The organism is Kordia sp. SMS9 (genome assembly GCF_003352465.1).
GTDB lineage: Bacteria > Bacteroidota > Bacteroidia > Flavobacteriales > Flavobacteriaceae > Kordia.
In genome coordinates, this window is sequence record NZ_CP031153.1 from 1,430,752 (window position 1) to 1,450,829 (window position 20,078).

At 33.4% G+C, this 20,078-nt stretch carries 19 protein-coding genes; 13 read left to right on the plus strand and 6 right to left on the minus strand.

The features are described 5' to 3' along the window. The first annotated feature begins 403 nt into the window (after positions 1 to 403). From KORDIASMS9_RS06255 to KORDIASMS9_RS06290, 8 genes are all read left to right on the plus strand, one after another. Positions 404 to 1,435, plus strand: coding sequence for a rhodanese-related sulfurtransferase (locus KORDIASMS9_RS06255; protein ID WP_114902023.1), 1,032 nt, complete (start codon positions 404 to 406; stop codon positions 1,433 to 1,435). Between the two features lie 99 nt (positions 1,436 to 1,534). Beyond that, positions 1,535 to 2,911, plus strand: coding sequence for a regulatory iron-sulfur-containing complex subunit RicT (locus KORDIASMS9_RS06260; RefSeq protein WP_114902024.1), 1,377 nt, complete (start codon positions 1,535 to 1,537; stop codon positions 2,909 to 2,911). Continuing rightward, positions 2,895 to 3,380, plus strand: coding sequence for a gliding motility lipoprotein GldH (locus tag KORDIASMS9_RS06265; RefSeq protein ID WP_205318035.1), 486 nt, complete (start codon positions 2,895 to 2,897; stop codon positions 3,378 to 3,380). Before KORDIASMS9_RS06260 ends, KORDIASMS9_RS06265 begins: the two co-directional genes overlap by 17 nt. A gap of 18 nt (positions 3,381 to 3,398) precedes the next feature. Continuing rightward, positions 3,399 to 5,750: a penicillin-binding protein 1A gene (locus KORDIASMS9_RS06270; RefSeq protein ID WP_114902026.1), complete on the plus strand. Its 2,352-nt coding sequence runs from the start codon at positions 3,399 to 3,401 to the stop codon at positions 5,748 to 5,750. A 256-nt stretch (positions 5,751 to 6,006) separates the two neighbouring features. Then, complete coding sequence (locus KORDIASMS9_RS06275) at positions 6,007 to 6,411, plus strand: hypothetical protein (RefSeq protein WP_205318036.1); 405 nt, start codon at positions 6,007 to 6,009, stop codon at positions 6,409 to 6,411. 131 nt (positions 6,412 to 6,542) lie between these two features. Continuing rightward, positions 6,543 to 7,241 (plus strand): CoA transferase subunit A, encoded by a 699-nt coding sequence (locus KORDIASMS9_RS06280; RefSeq protein ID WP_114902028.1) that lies wholly within the window; start codon positions 6,543 to 6,545, stop codon positions 7,239 to 7,241. A gap of 378 nt (positions 7,242 to 7,619) precedes the next feature. Continuing rightward, positions 7,620 to 7,973: a four helix bundle protein gene (locus KORDIASMS9_RS06285; RefSeq protein WP_114902029.1), complete on the plus strand. Its 354-nt coding sequence runs from the start codon at positions 7,620 to 7,622 to the stop codon at positions 7,971 to 7,973. A 554-nt stretch (positions 7,974 to 8,527) separates the two neighbouring features. Then, complete coding sequence (locus tag KORDIASMS9_RS06290; RefSeq protein WP_114902030.1) at positions 8,528 to 9,181, plus strand: CoA transferase subunit B; 654 nt, start codon at positions 8,528 to 8,530, stop codon at positions 9,179 to 9,181. A gap of 137 nt (positions 9,182 to 9,318) precedes the next feature. Here KORDIASMS9_RS06290 and KORDIASMS9_RS06295 read toward each other — a convergent pair whose 3' ends face one another. After that, positions 9,319 to 9,543: a hypothetical protein gene (locus KORDIASMS9_RS06295; RefSeq protein ID WP_114902031.1), complete on the minus strand. Its 225-nt coding sequence runs from the start codon at positions 9,541 to 9,543 to the stop codon at positions 9,319 to 9,321. Positions 9,544 to 9,718: 175 nt separating this feature from the next. Between KORDIASMS9_RS06295 and KORDIASMS9_RS06300 the strand changes: the two genes are divergently transcribed. Continuing rightward, the gene (locus tag KORDIASMS9_RS06300; RefSeq protein ID WP_371412756.1) at positions 9,719 to 9,865 is read left to right on the plus strand and encodes a hypothetical protein; all 147 of its coding nucleotides are present in this window, start codon (positions 9,719 to 9,721) and stop codon (positions 9,863 to 9,865) included. A 301-nt stretch (positions 9,866 to 10,166) separates the two neighbouring features. Beyond that, positions 10,167 to 12,395 carry a M43 family zinc metalloprotease gene (locus KORDIASMS9_RS06305; protein WP_114902032.1) on the plus strand — a complete coding sequence of 743 codons (2,229 nt, stop codon included), beginning with the start codon at positions 10,167 to 10,169 and terminating at the stop codon, positions 12,393 to 12,395. A gap of 348 nt (positions 12,396 to 12,743) precedes the next feature. On the opposite strand, the gene KORDIASMS9_RS06310 is transcribed toward KORDIASMS9_RS06305, so the two are convergent. The 5 genes from KORDIASMS9_RS06310 to KORDIASMS9_RS06325 form a co-directional block, all read right to left on the minus strand. Beyond that, on the minus strand, positions 12,744 to 13,478 hold the full coding sequence (locus tag KORDIASMS9_RS06310; RefSeq protein ID WP_114902033.1) for an AraC family transcriptional regulator: 735 nt from the start codon (positions 13,476 to 13,478) through the stop codon (positions 12,744 to 12,746). Positions 13,479 to 13,495: 17 nt separating this feature from the next. Next, positions 13,496 to 13,651, minus strand: a complete 156-nt coding sequence (locus tag KORDIASMS9_RS23110) for a hypothetical protein (protein WP_162819790.1) — start codon at positions 13,649 to 13,651, stop codon at positions 13,496 to 13,498. Positions 13,652 to 13,768: 117 nt separating this feature from the next. Continuing rightward, complete coding sequence (locus KORDIASMS9_RS06315) at positions 13,769 to 14,251, minus strand: hypothetical protein (RefSeq protein WP_162819791.1); 483 nt, start codon at positions 14,249 to 14,251, stop codon at positions 13,769 to 13,771. 260 nt (positions 14,252 to 14,511) lie between these two features. After that, positions 14,512 to 15,180 (minus strand): hypothetical protein, encoded by a 669-nt coding sequence (locus KORDIASMS9_RS06320; RefSeq protein WP_114902035.1) that lies wholly within the window; start codon positions 15,178 to 15,180, stop codon positions 14,512 to 14,514. A gap of 459 nt (positions 15,181 to 15,639) precedes the next feature. Then, positions 15,640 to 16,131 (minus strand): hypothetical protein, encoded by a 492-nt coding sequence (locus KORDIASMS9_RS06325; protein WP_114902036.1) that lies wholly within the window; start codon positions 16,129 to 16,131, stop codon positions 15,640 to 15,642. Positions 16,132 to 16,310: 179 nt separating this feature from the next. On the opposite strand from KORDIASMS9_RS06325, the gene KORDIASMS9_RS06330 reads away from it, so the two are divergent. The 3 genes from KORDIASMS9_RS06330 (at position 16,311) to KORDIASMS9_RS06340 (ending at position 20,063) form a co-directional block, all read left to right on the plus strand. After that, complete coding sequence (locus KORDIASMS9_RS06330) at positions 16,311 to 18,041, plus strand: helix-turn-helix domain-containing protein (RefSeq protein ID WP_114902037.1); 1,731 nt, start codon at positions 16,311 to 16,313, stop codon at positions 18,039 to 18,041. Between the two features lie 118 nt (positions 18,042 to 18,159). Further along, positions 18,160 to 18,378, plus strand: a complete 219-nt coding sequence (locus tag KORDIASMS9_RS06335) for a hypothetical protein (RefSeq protein ID WP_114902038.1) — start codon at positions 18,160 to 18,162, stop codon at positions 18,376 to 18,378. Positions 18,379 to 18,404: 26 nt separating this feature from the next. Further along, the gene (locus KORDIASMS9_RS06340; protein ID WP_114902039.1) at positions 18,405 to 20,063 is read left to right on the plus strand and encodes a S8 family serine peptidase; all 1,659 of its coding nucleotides are present in this window, start codon (positions 18,405 to 18,407) and stop codon (positions 20,061 to 20,063) included. Positions 20,064 to 20,078: the final 15 nt, after the last annotated feature.

Consider the following 20,078-nt stretch of genomic DNA (forward strand, 5'->3'; position numbering starts at 1 on the left):
CAAGCTAGACGGTGGCTAGCTTCATTGTTAATTCTATTCTTTAATAGAGAAATTTTTATATTAACAATGAATTAGCTAGTAAGAGTGCTTCTGTCCACATAGAAGCACTTTTATTTTTCCCGTAGTTGCAGTAAAAAGTTTTTTTCAGTCTTCAAAAACATGCTTTTTTACTTCTTTTCCATCTTTTCCCGACCTGTAAATCATCTTCAATTTTCGTGTTTTTACATACAATTTCATTTTTACTTTCACTAAAATACAGCATTTCTTTAGATACAATCAAATTGACTTTGTAAGCGTCGATTTTTTTTCATAAGCGTTGTTTTTTCTTCGAAAATTCGGTAGTTACCACAAAAAATGTAATTTTGCCGAATATATACACTTTAACCTTAATCATTGATATAGCATGCAACTGTACAATAAATTAAGTGCGAAGGAAAGAGCTGAACTCATCGCTAAAGCGGGAAAAGAACGCCTAACGATATCTTTCTACAAATACGCACACATCGGAAATCCAGAAATTTTACGAAATCACTTATTTATCAACTGGGACAAACTCGACGTTTTAGGTCGAATTTATGTGTCGTACGAAGGTATAAATGCACAACTTTCCGTGCCTGCCGAAAATTTTAATGCATTCAAAGACCATTTGGATACAATTGCCTTTTTAGAAAACGTACGTTTAAATGTTGCCATTGAGCAAGACAATATGTCGTTCCTAAAACTAAAAGTGAAAGTACGCGATAAAATTGTAGCGGATGGATTGGAAGATGAAAATTTCGATGTTACTGACAAAGGCGTACACGTTGCCGCAGAACAATTTAATGCATTGCTCGATGATGAAAATACCATTCTTGTTGATATGCGAAATCATTACGAAAGTGAAATTGGTCATTTTCAAGGTGCCATCACGCCCGACGTGGATACATTTAGAGACTCATTGCCCATCATAGAAGACGATTTACAAGCACACAAAGAAGACAAAAACTTAGTCATGTATTGTACAGGCGGCATTCGTTGCGAAAAAGCCAGTGCATACTTTAAGCACAAAGGGTTTAAAAAAGTATATCAGCTAGAAGGTGGAATTATCAATTATGCGCGCCAAGTAGAAGCGCAAAACTTGGAAAACAAATTCATCGGTAAAAACTTTGTATTCGATCACCGAAGAGGCGAGCGTATTTCAGAAGACATTATTGCCAACTGTCACCAATGTGGAAATCCGTGCGATACGCATGTAAACTGCGCCAATGAAGCCTGCCACTTGCTATTTATTCAGTGTAAATCTTGTGCGGAAGCCATGAATGATTGCTGCTCTGACGACTGTAAAGAAGTACACAGCTTGCCAGCAGATGTGCAAAAAGAATTGCGCAAAGGAAAAGAAGTCAGCAACAAAATATTCAAAAAAGGACGATCAGAAGTATTGAAGTATAAAAAGTAGATTTTCAATGCTACGTAAATAATCCTATCTTTACAACTTTAGAAAACAATACGAACCCTACATCTGCATCCCCGAATTGCAGATTCTATATATAAAAATATGAGTTGTAACAGTTGTTCAACTGGTAAAGACGGCCAGCCCAGAGGCTGCAAAAACAATGGTACATGCGGTACGGATAGCTGTAACAAGCTCACAGTATTCAATTGGCTGTCAAACATGTCATTGCCTAGCAATCAAAAACCCTTTGATTGTGTAGAAGTGCGCTTTAAAAACAGTAGAAAACATTTTTATAGAAATACAGAAAACTTAACCCTAAGTATTGGTGATATTGTAGCTACAGAAGCGTCTCCTGGACACGATGTAGGTATTGTAACGCTTACAGGCGAATTGGTACGTGTGCAAATGCGCAAGAAAAAAGTAAGTCCTGAAAGTGAAGAAATCAAAAAAGTATACCGAAAAGCTTCTCAAAAAGATATTGATGTTTGGTCGCGTTCGCGCGATAGAGAAGAAGAAATCAAAAAGCGTTCGCGCGAATTGGCAATTGCCCTTGGTTTGCAAATGAAAATCTCAGATGTAGAATTTCAAGGAGATGCCTCCAAAGCAACGTTTTATTATACTGCGGAAGATCGTGTAGACTTTCGTCAGCTTATTAAAGACATGGCAAAAGCCTTTAGCATTCGTATAGAAATGCGCCAAATAGGTTTCCGTCAAGAAGCAGCTCGCTTGGGCGGAATTGGCTCTTGTGGACGCGAATTGTGTTGTTCTACATGGTTGACCGATTTTCGTTCTGTAAATACGGCTGCCGCCAGATATCAGCAACTTTCGTTGAATCCTCAAAAATTGGCAGGACAATGCGGAAAACTTAAATGTTGTCTCAATTTTGAATTAGATGCCTATTTAGAAGCCTTGCAACAATTTCCAAAAAGTGATGTAAAATTATACACAGAAAAAGGAATTGCCGTTTGCCAAAAAACAGATATCTTTAAAGGACATATATGGTACGCGTATGAAGGTGAATGGATGAATTGGCATAAACTCACTACCGATCAAGCCAATGAAATCATCGCGCTAAATGCGAAAAAAGAAAAAGTCATAAGTTTAGAAGAATATGCTTTAGAACTTATTGAAGAAGATGAAAATACTAAAACAAACTTTGAAAACGTTGTAGGACAAGACAGCCTTACACGATTTGATAAAAAACCCACTCGAAACCGAAAAAGAAGAGGCGCACAACACAAGAAAAAGCGTAGAAACAACAATACCAAAACAGGCGCAACTGCAAAAAATACCAACAACAACCAAAAGAAAGCAGGAACCGCTCCTAAAAAAGGCAATACAGGTGGAAAAAACAATCCTCGAAACAAAAACAACAATCGCAATAAAGCGACTACTGAAAATGCGAGAGGACCAAAAAACACCGGTAACAAGAATAACAACAGACGTAAAAAATCGAACAAAAATGCAAAGCCTAACTAAAAGCGCATTTTTTATAGCTATTCTTAGTATCCTACTCATTTCTTGTGATGGCAACCGTGTGTATGACCAATATGTTTCTACAGGAAACTCTTGGGACAAAGACACGCCTCTGACATTCAAATTCCAACAGCCAGACACGATACACAAATACAATTTGTTTATCAATGTGAGAAACACCAACGAATATGAATTTCGTAACTTGTTTCTCATTGTCAACATGAACTTTCCAAATGGAAATGTTGTCAAAGATACCTTAGCGTACGAAATGGCAAAACCAAATGGAGAATGGCTTGGTACAGGTATGACGACCAAAGAAAGTAAACTTTCATACAAACCAAACGTACGTTTTCCGTTTGAAGGAACGTATGAAGTAAGCATACAACAAGCCATGCGAAAAATTAATGAGCCTCAAGGAATCCAGAGCTTACAAGGAATTACAGAGGTTGGCTTTAGAATCGAAAAAAAATAGTGCAAACAACGTATTAAAATGGCAAAAAAGCAGGTCAACAACAAAAAACAAAAACCTACCAAATTTAGAAAATTCGTCAAGTGGTTTTGGATTGTCTTCGCAGGAGGAATTTCCAGTATCATCTTATTATTTTTATTAGCTTCTTGGGGAGCTTTGGGTGATATGCCTTCGTTTGAAATCTTAGAAAATCCACAAACAAACTTAGCATCACAGGTGATTTCTGCCGACGGAAAAATATTAGGAAAATACTATCTAAAAGATAACAGAACACCTGTTAATTACAAAGAACTACCAAAAGATTTGGTCAACGCACTCATTGCGACAGAAGATGCGCGTTTTCACGATCATTCCGGAATTGATGTACGCGGAACTGTGAGAGCATTTGCATACTTAGGAAGCAAAGGTGGAGCGAGTACCATTTCGCAACAGTTGGCACGACAATTATTTGTAGGTGTCCGATCGAGAAATTTATTCGAAGCTGGGATACAGAAAATCAAAGAATGGGTCATTGCGACACGCTTAGAACGCCAATACACCAAAGAAGAAATCATTGCGATGTATTTCAATATTTACGATTTTGGAAACAACGCCGATGGAATTCGCTCTGCGGCGCGAATTTACTTTGGGAAAGAGCCGAAAGAATTGAAAATAGAAGAATCGGCAATGTTGGTAGGCATGTTTGTAAACTCTTCTTTATTTAATCCAAGAAAAAGACCAGAACGCGTAAAAGCTCGACGAAATGTAGTGCTTGGGCAAATGTATAAATACGATTACATTACCGAAGCAGTAAAAGACTCATTGCAAGAATTACCATTGGTCATAGATTACAATCCAGAATCGCATAATGAAGGTTTAGGAACGTATTTTAGAGAACACTTAAAAGGATTTTTGAAGAAATGGATCAAAGAAAATCCTAAAAATGCCAAAGGTGATAAGTACAATATTTATCTCGACGGATTAAAAATTTATACGACGATTGATTCGCGCATGCAAAAATATGCAGAAGAATCTGTGGAAGAGCACATGAAAAAACTGCAAGCAGAATTCTACCATCAAAACACGAAAAAACGGAATAAAAATGCACCATTTGCCAAAGATGTTGAGCAAAAATCTATTGATTTCGCTTTAGAAAGAGCCATACGACAATCCGAACGTTGGCGCATCATGGAATCAGAAGGAAAATCAGAAAAAGACATCATAGCTTCTTTTGATCGAAAAACACCGATGACCGTTTTTTCATGGACACACAAAAACAATCGCATCGACACCATTATGACGCCGCGTGATTCTATCAAGTATTCAAAATTCTTTTTGCGTGCAAGTTTTATGTCGTTAGAACCACAATCAGGAAAAGTAAAAGCGTGGGTTGGCGGTATCAATTATAGAAACTTTAAATATGACATGGTCAAACAAGGAAAGCGTCAAATTGGTTCTACATTTAAGCCTTTTGTATACGCTACCGCGATTGATCAATTGCACTTATCACCTTGCGATTCTATGCCAAACGGACCGTTTTGTATTGAAGAAGGCAAATACGGTTTGTTAGAACCTTGGTGTCCAAAAAACTCCGATGGAAAATACGAAGGCATGCGAACGCTGAAAGGTGCGTTGGGAAGCTCGGTAAATACAGTGACAGCGCGTTTAATGGACAAAGTAGGTCCAGCCAATGTGCGCTCTTTAGCACAGCGATTGGGTGTAGAATCTGAAATACCAGAAGCACCATCCATTGCTTTAGGAACACCAGATATTTCACTCTACGAAATGTTGGGTGCGTACGGAACTTTTGTCAATAAAGGGGTGTACGTAAAACCCGTAATTGTGACACGAATTGAAGATAAAAACGGAACCATTCTTTACGAATTTGTGCCAGAAACCAAAGATGTATTGAGTGAAGAAGTTGCGTATACCGTTGTCAACTTGATGGAAGGTGTTACCACAAATGGTTCGGGAAAAAGATTGCGCCACAAGGGAATGGAAAGAAACCATGTATACAAAGATATCATGACAGGGTATCCATACCAATTCAAAAATCCAATCGCAGGAAAAACAGGAACCACACAAAACAACAGTGATGGTTGGTTTATTGGAATGGTACCTAATTTAATTTCTGGAGCTTGGGTTGGAGGCGAAGATCGTCAAATTCGCTTTGCGAGCACAACCTACGGACAAGGAGCTTCCATGGCATTGCCAATTTGGGGATTATTTATGAAGAAATGCTATGCAGATACTTCGTTATCTGTTTCGGCAGACAAATTCCCAAAACCTGACGAAGAAGATATGACGATCAGAGTGGATTGTGACAAAGTTACGACCACTAAAGACGATACCAAAGAAGATCCTAATGATAAATTGGAAGGAATTGATTTTTGATTAAAAGAATTCCTGTTGGGCATTACTCAGCACTTGGCAAAAGTATATGAAAGATAAAAATCAGCTCATAAGATTGATTGTGATTTTAGGAATTGGAATCTTTCTAATGTATCAAGTTTATCAGTTCAAATTTTCTTTTTTTGTATTTGATGGAATCATATTTGGTACAATAGCATTTTTTGGTAGTACATATTGGATTTGGGCTGTTTATAAAGATATTCGAGCATATAAATCGACTAAGAACAGTCGTTTTTTAATGATACCAAGTATAGGAATAGCTTTTATAGCAGTAATTGCAGGATTGAACTGGAAAAATAACGCCGAATTCAACAAGCAGACTTTAGTTCGTGCGTATTATGATGGAGATTTTAATGGAACAAGTATTGACTTCAAAGAGGATGGAACCTATATTTTTGATAACCAAGCAATAGGATTTAGCACGTATGTTTACGGTAATTATAAAATCAACGGACAATCAATTCGTTTAGAAAGAAGCGAAATTGATAATGTCATTAAAACCGATTTGCTCGAAATCAAAAATATTGTGGAAAATGGAATTGATCATTTGGCTGGAACCTATATTTTTCAAATAGAACCCAATGGAAATGAGTTAAAACTTGCTACTAAATTTAGAGTTGTTGAAGACAATAGAAAAAAATAGATTTCTCATTATAGTTCTAACCTTCATTACAAAGCTTATTATAGAATTTGGCTTAAACTCAGATTAAATTATTCCTAAAAATTCAAAACATCTTTTAAAAATTTCGTAATTTTCAATCAAACTATTGATTGATGATTAACAAAAAGATACATTCTGTGCAAAAAGCCGTTGCAGGCGTTACTGATAATATGACGTTGATGCTTGGCGGTTTTGGATTGTGCGGAATTCCCGAAAATGCCATTGCCGAATTGGTACAACTTGGTGTTACAAATTTAACGTGCATCTCAAATAATGCAGGTGTGGACGATTTTGGACTTGGATTATTATTGCAAGGACGACAAATAAAAAAAATGATTTCTTCGTATGTGGGTGAAAACGACGAATTTGAACGTCAAATGTTGTCGGGCGAATTGGAAGTAGAACTCACACCACAAGGAACGCTTGCCGAAAAATGTAGAGCTGCACAGGCAGGATTTCCTGCATTTTATACACCAGCAGGTTATGGAACCGAAGTTGCTGAAGGAAAAGAATCCAGAGAATTTAACGGAAAAATGTACATTTTAGAAAAAGCCTACGAAGCCGATTTTGCGTTTGTAAAAGCTTGGAAAGGTGACGAAGCTGGAAACTTAATCTTCAAAGGAACTGCACGCAACTTTAATCCGTGTATGTGTGGCGCCGCCAAAATTACGGTGGCTGAGGTAGAAGAATTGGTGCCTGCGGGCGAATTAGATCCGAATCAAATACACATTCCTGGGATTTTTGTACAACGTATTTTTCAAGGAGCGCATTATGAAAAAAGAATAGAGCAACGCACCGTACGCAGTCGTTAATTTGATGATTTGAAGATGGTTTAATTTGAAAATGATGTATCAAAGAACAGTTGGATGAGAAATGACAGGTATAAGGTAATTGTACAACCAGCGAGATGCAGTTATTAATTTGATGATTTGAAGATGGTTTAATTTGAAAATGATGTATCAAAGAACAGTTTGATGAGAAATGACAGGTATAAGGTAATTTTACAACCAAGCGAGATGCAGTTATTAATTTGATGATTTGAAGATGGTTTAATTTGAAAATGATGTATCATGGACAGTTGGATGAGAAATGACAAGCATAAGGTAATTGTACAACCAGCGAGATGCAGTTATTGATTTGATGATTTGAAGATGGTTTAATTTGAAAATGATGAATCAAAGAATAGTTAAATGAGAAACGACAAGGACAACGTAATTGTACAACTAACTTTTGAATTTTCTCTTCAAGTTATTAAGTTCTCTGAAGAATTAAGGAGTTTGCATAAATACGAAATGAGTTCTCAAATTTTTAGAAGTGGAACGTCCATAGGAGCGAACATAAGAGAAGCGCAAAATGCAGAAAGTAAAGCAGATTTTATTCATAAGTTTAAGATTTCTGCGAAAGAAGCAGACGAATTGGAATATTGGTTGTTATTATGTGAGAAATCAGAGTTTTATCCAAATCCGACAAAAAAACTATTTTCAGATTTGACATCCATCATAAAAATAATAAGTAAAATCATAGCAACCGCTAAACGAAGATGAACATGAGCGTTGTTAAAATAAAGTAGTATCTAATTTCAAATCAATACATTTTCAAACAAAAAAAGAATAAAAAGAGTCAAAATATTTAGTTTGATAGAGCAGCGTTTCTAAAGTTGAACAAAATATAGAACGGAAAAGAGTTGCATTATCAAATTTTCAAATCGACATATTTTCAAACAAAAAAAGAATAAAAAAGAGTCAAAATATTTAGTTTGATAGAGCAGCGTTTCTAAAGTTGAACAAAGTATACAACGGAAAAGAATCGCATTATCAAATTTTCAAATCGACACATTTTCAAACAAAAAAGAATAAAAAAAGAGTCAAAATATTTAGTTTGATAGAGCAGCGTTTCTAAAGTTGAACAAAGTATACAACGGAAAAGAATCGCATTATCAAATTTTCAAATCGACACATTTTCAAACAAAAAAGAATAAAAAAGAGTCAAAATATTTAGTTTGATAGAGCAGCGTTTCTAAAGTTGAACAAAATATACAACGGAAAAGAGTTGCATTATCAAATTTTCAAATCGACACATTTTCAAATCAAATAAAAAGATGTTAGACAAAAACGGAATCGCAAAACGAATTGCAAAAGAAGTAAGAGATGGATACTATGTAAACTTAGGAATCGGAATTCCTACGTTGGTGGCTAATTTTGTAAGAGATGATATAGAAGTAGAATTTCAAAGTGAAAACGGCGTGCTCGGAATGGGACCTTTTCCTTTTGAAGGAGAAGAAGATGCCGATATTATCAATGCAGGAAAACAAACCATTACCACCTTGCCAGGCGCTAGTTTTTTTGACTCCGCTACGAGTTTCTCTATGATTCGAGGCAAACATGTCGATTTAACAATTTTGGGCGCCATGGAAGTTGCGGAGAACGGAGATATTGCCAATTGGAAAATTCCAGGGAAAATGGTCAAAGGAATGGGCGGCGCAATGGATTTGGTCGCTTCTGCAGAAAATATCATTGTGGCAATGATGCACACCAATAAAAGAGGTGCTTCCAAACTATTGAAAAAATGTTCCTTACCACTTACGGGAGTTGGTTGTGTAAAGAAAGTGGTGACCAATTTAGCCGTTTTAGAAATTACTTCTGATGGTTTTATATTATTAGAAAGAGCGCCTGGCGTAAGTGTTGAAGAAATTGAAAAGGCTACGGAAGGCAATTTGATAGTAAACGGCGATATTCCAGAAATGCAACTTTAATAAGAATGTGTAATTAAAAAAAGTAAAACTCCTAAGTTATATATTAAATACTTAGGAGTTTTTATGCAATTATTAAGTTTACAAAACCATGTAATAGTTTGATAATCATATACTTATTTTACATAGAATAGCATAAATTAATTACACATAGTTCCTGGCTGTTTTGATGTATCTGTGAATGTTTCTATAGGAGTGGTATCATCATTACAAGTTCCATGAGGGATTTGTGACCTGCATGAATTGCAGTCCGAAGGTCCTTCTTCTGTTTCTCCAAATACTGGACGATTTCCTCCATTGATAACTTGTAAATTAGAAATAGACTTTTTGTTTAGCTCTAATGATTTAAGATTCTTTTTTTTCATTTTGTATTTTATATAAGTTAATATTTTTTCAATTCTACAAATAAAATTTTTTGTATACAAAGTTTTGAGATTAAATTAACACAGGTAAATTGTTATTTTTATGTAAAAAAAATAAGTAAAATTCTTAAAAAAAATGTACATTAATAATTACAAGATTAAATTGTGTTAAAAAATTGTGACAAACCTTGCTGTTTTAAACGTTACAACAGAAGGATTTGAATTGCTCGAAAGAGTTCTTGGTGTTTCAGTAGAAGAAATCAAAAATGCGACTGAAGGAAACTTAATTATAAACGGAGATATTCCAGAAATGCAGCTCGATTAGTATTTTCATAAAAACAATAAATTTTCAAAAAAAAGTGTCATATTCTCAAAAATGCGACACTTTTTTTGTGAATTCATTAAAAAAAGTAATAAATGTTTTAGCCTATATATTTCACAGATAATAATCAGAAAATCAAAGGATTATAAAATTGTTAATTCTTACGAATACTCGAAAGTTTTCGTGCATTTCATCGAAAAAATCAGTATTCTACCGTGTAATTCACAAAAAATTAACATATTTGGGACGCTTTTAACAAATGTGTTAAAAAAATAGAGTGCTAATTAACCTAAATACTTTTTTTATGAAAAAACAAATTACTTTACTCTTATTGAGTTTTCTATTTGTTGGAATGCTATCGGCTCAAGATCGAAATTGTTCCTCAATGGATAACTTACAATACAGAAAACAACTCGATCCACAATTGGAAGCACGCATGCAGCAAATTGAGGATTTTACAAGACAACAAATTCAATTATACGGAACACCTAAAAGTATCTCTGGAAATGTAATTACAATTCCTGTAGTAGTACATGTTGTTTATAGAACCAGCCAAGAAAACATTAGCGATGCACAAATACAATCGCAAATAGATGTATTAAACGAAGATTTTAGAAGAACAAACGCGGATGCGGACAACAGATGGTCGCAAGCGGTAGATACAGAAATTCAATTCTGTTTGGCTTCTGTTGATCCGAACGGTAATCCTACCACAGGAATCACAAGAACATCAACTACTAGAACTTCTTTTGGGACAAATGATGCTATCAAAAGTGCATCTCAAGGCGGAGTTAATGCTTGGGATACTTCTCAATACCTAAACATGTGGGTAGGAAACATTGGTGGAGGAATCTTAGGATACGCACAATTTCCAGGTGGAAATGCTTCTACTGACGGAGTTGTGATGAGCCCACAATATTTTGGAAGTAGTGCTAAAGGATCAGGATTTTACCTGTCAGCTCCTTTCGATTTAGGAAGAACAACTACACACGAAGTAGGTCACTTTTTAAACTTACGTCATATTTGGGGAGATGGAAACTGTAACGTAGATGATTTTGTATCTGATACACCAAATTCCGATGGTCCAAACTATGGATGTACACCAACACACGTTTCTTGTTCAAGTACAGACATGGTCCAAAACTATATGGATTACTCAGATGATGGATGTATGAACTTATATACAGCTGGACAAAAAGCACGTATGCGTGCTGTATTAAATTCTGGCGGTGTACGAAGAAGTTTAGCATTATCAGATAAATGTAGTTCAACACCACCACCGCCACCAACATGTGATGACGGAGTTCAAAATGGTGATGAAACTGGAGTAGATTGTGGAGGTTCATCATGTGCGCCATGTCAATCAGGTTGCTCGGATAATGAAGTAATTTTAACGATTACATTTGATAATTACCCTGAAGAAACTTCTTGGTCGTTAGTAACTGACGGAGGATCAAGCGTGGCATCTGGAAGCTACTCGGCTGCAAATGCAGATGGTTCAACGGTTACAGAAACGTTATGTTTACCAAACGATTGCTATACATTTACAATTAATGATGCGTACGGAGACGGAATTTGCTGTTCTTACGGAAACGGATCGTATACATTAACAGGACCGGGCGGAGTAATTCAGTCTGGAGGAAGTTTTGGTTCATCTGAAACTACAGAATTCTGTGTAGGTAGCACACCGCCGCCAACACCAACTTGTGATGATGGAATTCAGAATGGTGACGAAACAGGCATTGACTGTGGAGGTTCATCATGTGCGCCATGTCAAACTGGAGGAACTACAGTATTACACGAAGGATTCTTTGAAACTGGCCTAGACGGATGGCAAGATGGAGGAAGCGACTGTTTCCGTTACAACGGATCACGTTCGTACGAAGGATCATTCTCTATCCGTTTACGTGACAACTCTGGAACTGCTTCGGCAATGACTTCAGAAACCTTTGATTTAACCCCATTCAATCAAGTAGAATTTAACTTCTATTTCTATCCAAATTCAATGGAAAATGGAGAAGATTTCTGGGTACGTTATTTCGATGGATCTTCTTGGAGTACGGTAGCAACCTATGCGAGTGGAAGTAGCTTTACCAATGGAAGCTTCTATACAGCAACTGTGACCTTAGACAGTAGTCAAGTAAACTTTGCCTCTAACTCACGATTCAGAGTACAGTGTGATGCAAGTGCCAATGCAGATCAAGTTTATATTGATCAAGTAACCATCACAGGTATCAACGGAGGTGCAAGAACAAAAGCGGATGGAATACAAGTATTGCGTAGCGGACCACCAAGCACTTCAAGCAATGATCTTTTAATAACACCAACCATTACACGTGGTGATATTACAGTGAACTTAGCAAGCTATAACGTTAATTCAGCGTATAGAATCTTAAATTTACTCGGTCAAACTGTACAAGAAGGAAGCTTGAAAGACGGGCGACTAAATGTAAGCGTACTGAAAACAGGTGTATACTTGTTAGAAGTAACGGATGAAGAAGAAACAATTATTCAGAAGTTTGTAAAGCAATAAGCGACAACTTCTCAGTATATTTTATACAAATGGAAACTCCCAAGTGTGAACGCTTGGGAGTTTTTTTATGTCGTACAGATATGTTGATTCTTTCTCTGTTTTACCACGAATTCACGAATGTTTTTCAAACTTTTCCTTTTTAGGAATAAACACTAATTTTTTAGGTGTTTCAGTTTGAAGAATTTTGACGTTTCTATTAAAATATAAAATAACAAAGCGGACTCACTAAAAAGCAAGTGCCGCTTTGCTGAACTAAAAAACAGCGTTACCTAAAGATTCCCCAATCCAACGTGATACTTAACTACCAACGGCTGTTTTCTAGCATAATAACCAACTAACTAAATTATGTTATGATATATTTTTTAAAAAATTTGAAACCGTTTTTCCTGTTCTCTTTTGGAATGCTTTTGAGAATGAATCTCGGTTACTAAAACCTGCTTCTTTCGCCATGGCATGTACGGTGTAGTTTCTATAATTTGTGTTGTTTTGTAATTCTTCAATGCTATATTGTACGCGCAAATCGTTGATGTAATTTCGAAATGATTTTAGTTTGTGGGTATTGATTACTTTCGATAAGTATTTGGTGTTTGTCCGTAGTTTTTTTGAAAAAGCATGTAGTGTAATTTTAGTATTTAAAAATCCTTTTTCGTTTTCAAAAGCTTTTAAATTTTCGAGAATTGTATGTACAATTACGGGATCAATATCAAGTTTTTTGTCTTTCGTAATTTCATTTGAATGATGTTCAGTTTTTTGATATTTTTCTAATAGAGACACAATCTTTTCCAGTCGTGTATTGCCGCGTTTATTCCAGAAACATAGTATTCCAAAAAGTATTATTAAAAACAACACAATACCAATGAAGACAAAATACTTACCTTCAAACGCTTCTTGTTTCTCCAGCAAGGTTGCAATCATTTTTTCTTGTTGCTGCAATACGGCTAAACTATCTACTTGTATTTCCTTTTTAGGAACGGATAAATTTTGGAGACTCTTAGATGCTCTCCTGTTTTCACTTCCGTAGCTCGTACTTATATTTACTGTGCAGATGATTACTAATATAAATATGTGATATATGGATTTCATAGTAGTGTGTTTTGTAGTTAAATGTGCTGTTTCAGTTCATTTTCGATTTCTTCATCGACTTCATTTCTTGTTTTTCCTGTATTTTTCTTTGTAGAACTCATTGCATATAATGTCACGAAAACGACAGCAAAAGCAGCAAAAACGATACAAGTTGTTATAAAGAATTCAGTCATGATGTTCATTTTTTTGATTAAAAAATTAGTTTCTAAAAGACATGCCGATGGCAGGCTATGCTATGGAGAGCATGGCTTTTTGAGTTTGTAAAGTGTTTGATTTTTTGGTTTAGGTTTCTACTTATTATCCTTTTTCTTGGTTGTTGAATCTTTTTTCTTCGTGCCCAACATACCATTCATATCTTTTTCAAAACCACCGCCAGGTTGAAAGAACTTTTTCATTTCTTTCATGTCTTTAAATTCAATTCCTTTGGCATTTTTCTTCCTATTCAATTCAACAGGTTTTTTAAAATGTGGAAAATGATAATCAACAAGTAATATTGCCAAAAGTTCTTTTCGATTATAATTATTGAGAAAAAACGAGTCTAACCTTCGTTGAATAAGTGAAAACTTAATATTTTTTTTCAAAGACTTTGCTACAGTGAACAAGATGGAGTCTTCATTTTTCATTTTTTTAAATTCAGCCTTTGTCAAATTAAATGTAGTTTTAATCAATTCTAACTGTGTTTTTTTCTCTTTTACAGAAGCAAACGGTACATAAGATTTGCAAGCAACAATCAGAATAAGTATTGAAATTAAAAATATAAGTTGTTTTTTCATTTGTTGAGATTTGCTCATTTTTGTACAGTCAAAAATAGTTTTTAAAAGCATGGCTTTTAGTTAGTTATTAAAAAGTGATTTAGTGCTTACTTCTTGATGGTAAATTTGTAAATAAGCATTACTAACATTAGTCCAAGCAAGGCGAGTTGTCCATAAAAAAACAAATCATTTGGATAGTATATTTGTATGAATTGTAAAGCTAAAATTAGTATTAATACAACTATAATTATATATTGACTTTTCATTTTTAAAATTTTTATTTATTGCCCTTGATTATTTGCTAGGCATTCTCTTAAATCTGCCTTAGCTTCATATGCGCAGTTTAATGCAATAGCACCTGCAGCGCCAATACCAATAACTGTACCTACTCCAAAACTCCAGAAAGTAGAAACACCTACTGAAGCTAGGGAAGCATAAAAATTTCTATCACATCTTGCAATTGCTTTCCTGTATGCCTCACCACAGTTATGATGATAACTTTTAGATTTGTCTATGAGTTGATCAGAAATTTCGGTTAAAATAATATTTTTGATCTCTTGTTGTGTTAAACTTCCAAAATCATAGTTCTCAAGAAAAACATTTATATTTTTTTGAACATGTAAATACATATTCGCAAATTCATTAGTATTTTCAATATCGGTATTTTCTAAGTTAAAAACAAGATCTTCATAATTTACATAACCTTCTAAATCCAAGGATAAATTCGAAGGAAAATTACTGTAATATTCAGGATTTACCATATAATTGTTTATAATATTTATATGATTGGCAACAAAAATTTCAATAGTTAATTTCTGATTTGCTGTCTTTCCATTGGCAGCCTTATCATTAATATTCTCTGAATTAGCAACTTCTTGTGGTTGACATGATACAAACAATGCCAAAAAAGCTAAAATAATTGATACATACGGATTTCTAAGTTTCTTCATTTTTTTCTTTTTTGTAAAATATACCTACTCATACGTTTTTCGGTTTCCACGACTGTTTTTCGGGGGAAGTACACAGCGATACGTGCAATACAGCCTCAATTATAACACCAAAGTAATTTCTTACTTAAAAAGTTTTTTATTCTAATGGACGTGTTTTGCAGGTTGATAAATCATTGTTACTAGCATACTCATATTTTTATTCGGTTGTTAATTCAAATTGATCGGTTATCTATTGTTTTCTTCTAGTTCCATATCCTTTATTTTAGGTTCACTAACCATTAAAAGCGGTTCTTTTAGGGGGTAAAATGGTTTGGGAAGCTTACGTTTTAATTTTTAACCGTTAAAAAGCTGTAGATAATCGCAGATAACGTTTAATCAACCTAAAAGAACCACTGCTTCACTTGATAAATAGAATAGTCAACCCATTGTAAATTATATTTTACCGTTAACAACCTGTTTTTATTCACTTTCATTAGTTTCTTCAGTACTATCAGTTCTAGCGCTCTTACTAAACAGTACTTTCATATCTTCATATACTGTTTTTGCACCAGCTTCGTTTTCACCTGCTAGGTAGCGCATCATCCGATAAAAACTTAGTGAGTTTGTATAGTTGTCGTGATCTAAAAGTGTTTTGGTGTCTAAAAGTTGTTGGGTGAGATTTTGTAGTAGCTGTGTGCGTTGTTCCATTTGTTGGCGAGCGGCGTAGTCTTTGTCAAATTCAACTTTGTCTAAAAAACTAGGAATCCAATTTGGGTGTTGTTCCATATAGTTTTTGGCTTTGTCTACAATAAGTTTGTTTTGGTTTCCAATACTTCCGTATTGTCTGCGTTGTTCGGGCGTAAGGTTTACTGTTTTCCCGTTTAGGATTTGTTTAATTCCTTCTAAATGTCCATCAAGGTTGGTGAGTTCTTCTTGTGTAAACTCAATACTGATTAAATTTTCTAATGCCATGTTATTGCTTTAAAAATTATACTTTTTATAAAAAATCTGAGTTATTGTGAGAAGTAGTATTTATTTTTAAGATTTCGCTTGTTAAAATTAAAACTCTTATTTTAGCTATCAGATTTTTTTGATTGGTGTAAATGTATTTTTAAAATTAGCATCAAACAACTACATACTTTGAACATTCAATGAATATTCAAAGTAAATTCAATGAATATTCAACCTTAAAAACAAGATTAATAATGATTTACAGGCTTTTCTGTGTTTTTCTTTTTGTAAACTTGGGCTATAGTCAAGTAAATGAAAAGTTGCCTTTAGATTCCCTAAATAAGAAAAGCTATAATGAGCTAATGCATAATATTTATGTATTTCTTTCAAAAAACGATACACTTAATATAAGTGCCTACTCTGACGCTTATTTAAAAAAAGCGAAATTTGAAAAAGATTCTATGCGAATAGCTGAAGCCTATCACTATAAAGCAGCTTCTACGCAGATAGATGAATTAATTCTTAAATATTTAGACACCTCACTTATTTATTCTGAAAAAAATGAGGGATTTATTGTTCCTGCAAGTACTTATTTAACAAAGTCTGTGATTTATTCACGAAAATTAAATTACAAAAAAGCATTAAATTATTTTTTATTAGCTCATAATGCATCCAAAAGAAATAATAATGATTATTATGCATGCTTGGCTAAGTACAACATAGGAGTCATAAAAAGTAGAATAGGTTTACATAAAGAAGCTTTAGAGTACGCCAAGGAGTCTTGGGATTATCAAAAAACAAAGACAATTAATAGTCAATACTTATCTACACTTTCATTGTTATCAAGTGAATACTCTAGCGTAGGAAATTTAGAAGTTGCAACTGAATTAAATAAAAAAGGTATTAGAGAATCTAAAGAGGTAAATGATGTTGAACTCTACGGCATGTTTGTTTTACTTGAGGGAATAAACCTATACCGAAAAAAAAATTATGATGCTGCAATTGACAGTATAACCAAATCTTTACCTACACACATTACTTACAAAGATATGGTATATGAAGCCGCTGCTTATTTATACTTAGGTAAGTCCTATTACAATAAGAGAAAATATAAAAAATCATTATATAATTTCAAAAAAGTAGATTCTATTTTTTCAATTACAGATGGAGATGGTTTATTACCAAAATGTAGGGAAGCATACAATGTTTTGATTAAAGATTCAAAACAAAAGAATGATTTAAATTTGCAATTATATTACACAAATCAATTATTAAAATTTGACAACTATCTTCAAAATAATTATCAATATATAAGTAGTACTATTTATAAAGAACATGAAACACCAATATTAATAGCAGAAAAAGAAGAAGTTATAAGTAAACTTAAAAATAACAATAATGTATATTTATATTTCCTAGTATTATTGATATTGCTTACAATAATCATTTTAGTTATTTTAATAGTTAACTACAGAAATAAGAAAAAATATAAAAAGAAATTTGAATTATTAATGAAATCTAATATTGAGAAAAAAGAAGATAAAAAACTCAATAAAGATAAAAACTCTATTGACTTAGATGAAAATATTGTTAATGATATTTTAAATAAACTAGAACTTTTTGAAAAAAAGAAATCTTTTCTCAAAAAGAAAATATCTTTAAATACATTATCAAAAGAATTTAAAGTAAACTCAAAATATATATCTAAAGTTATAAATGCTTATAAAGAAAAAACTATATCTCAATATGTCAATTCGTTAAGGCTTGAATATTGTATTGATCGCCTTAAAAAAGATAAAAAATTTAGAAAGTATACATTAGATTATATAGCTAGTGAATCAGGTTTTAGCACTAGAAGAGCATTCAATATAGCTTTTTTCAAACAAACAGGTATAAGCCCCTCTTTTTTTATGAAAAACCTAAAAAATTAATATTCAGTATGTTATCATAGAATGTTCAGTGAAAGTTCAAAGTAAACCTTGTTTTTAATTTGTTCTGTACATAATATTTAAAATATATTTATGGAAAATTAATTTAAGATTAAAAGAAATGAAAAAAAAACAAATTAAATTACTTATCTTCAAAAAAGTAAACATAGCAAACTTGGGTGTTGAAAATAAGATTAAAGGAGGAGAAAGTGGTGTGGAAACAGATTGTGGAACTAACACGAATACGAATTCTTTTTTGTGTCCTCCTGAATCTTTAACATGTAGAACACATGTATTAGCAACCTGCCCACCACAATTAGATACTCGTAATGGGTGCTAGAACAATTTAAAAATCAATTTTTATTAATGAAATTCAAAATAGTACAAATATTTATATTAGGCTTAATTTTAACAGGGTGTAAAATACAATTCCCTGTTAAAATTATGCCTAATATGGAAATAAAAAAAAATCAATTAACTGAGCAAGAATTGCAAAGTTGGTATTTTAAAGACATTAAAAAAGATACTGTAATAGGTGCAAGTATTGACAGGGCTCATATAGAACTTTTAAAAAATAAAAAAGGAGATACAGTTATTGTAGCCTTATTAGATAATAGAATAGATCGTTGGCACGAAGACATTGAAAAGTTTATATGGAAAAATGAAAATGAAATCCCAAATAATAAAATTGATGATGACAATAATGGTTATGTAGATGACATTCATGGATGGAATTTCTTGGGTAATACAAAAGGTGAAAATGTCGATAGAGCTACTTTTGAAGCTACTAGGATTGTACGTAAATATAAAAAAAAATTTCAGTCAAAAGAACTTGCAGATATACCAAATAGTTTAAAAAAAGAGTTTGTTCTTTACAAGAAAGCTGAAAAGATATATGAAGATTTCATAAATCTCGCAAAGGAAAGAATAGCTTCTCTTGAATTACTTGATAAAAGAAAAAAAGAGGTTTATAAATATCTTTCTGAGATATATAATGATTCTCTACTATCAGATAAGAATATAGCTAAATTAAGTTCTAAAGATAGTGTTATAAATCTTAAGATTACAAATTATCGTTATTATCTAAAGTACTCGGATTGGATTTTTAAAACTCGTAAAGAATTAGATAAATATCTTAATATTTATTTAAGCTTAAACTATGAAGAACGTTCTGTTATAGGAGATGATATCGATGATATTGAAGACACTCATTATGGAAATGGAAATATTAATGCTAGTAAATCATCTACTCACAACCACGCAATAAAGGTAGCAGGGATATTAGGTGCAAATAGAGAAAATAATATTGGGGTAAAGGGAATTTCGAATGCTTTAAAAATAATGCCTATATGTGTTTCTCCAACAGGAGACGAGCAAGATAAAGATATTACTTTAGGAATTAAATATGCAGTTGATAACGGTGCAAAAATAATCATCATGACATTTACAAAGCCTTTGGTTCAACATGAAGATTGGTTAGTTGACGCTTTTAAATATGCAGCAAATAATGATATATTGGTGGTTCTGTCAGCAGGAAATTCATCTACTAATTCAGATGTTGAAAAAACATTTCCTAATGATTATTTTCTCGATAAAAAAGAATATGTTACTAATGTAATAGTTGTCGGCGGTATTACAAATTCGTTAAATGAAAAACTAGTCGCTGATTTTTCAAATTATGGAAAGAAAAGCGTGGATATTTTTGCTCCATCTGAGAAGATATATACCACAAAAAGAAATAATTCATACGGTTATGAAAGCGGAACTTCAGTCTCTGCACCAATTGTTGCGGGCATTGCCACATTAATTCGCTCCTACTACCCAAACCTAACCGCTACCGAAGTCAAACAAATCATCATGGAATCGGGAGTTTCTTTGGATATTATGGTCAACAGACCGTCTACAAGTGAAGAAAAAGAGTTAGTCCCTTTCAGCTCCCTATCCAAATCCGGCAAAATAGTCAACGCCTATAACGCACTGCTTATGGCAGAAGAAGTATCTAAAAAGAAGAAGCGAAAAAAGTAAAAAAGACTTATATTG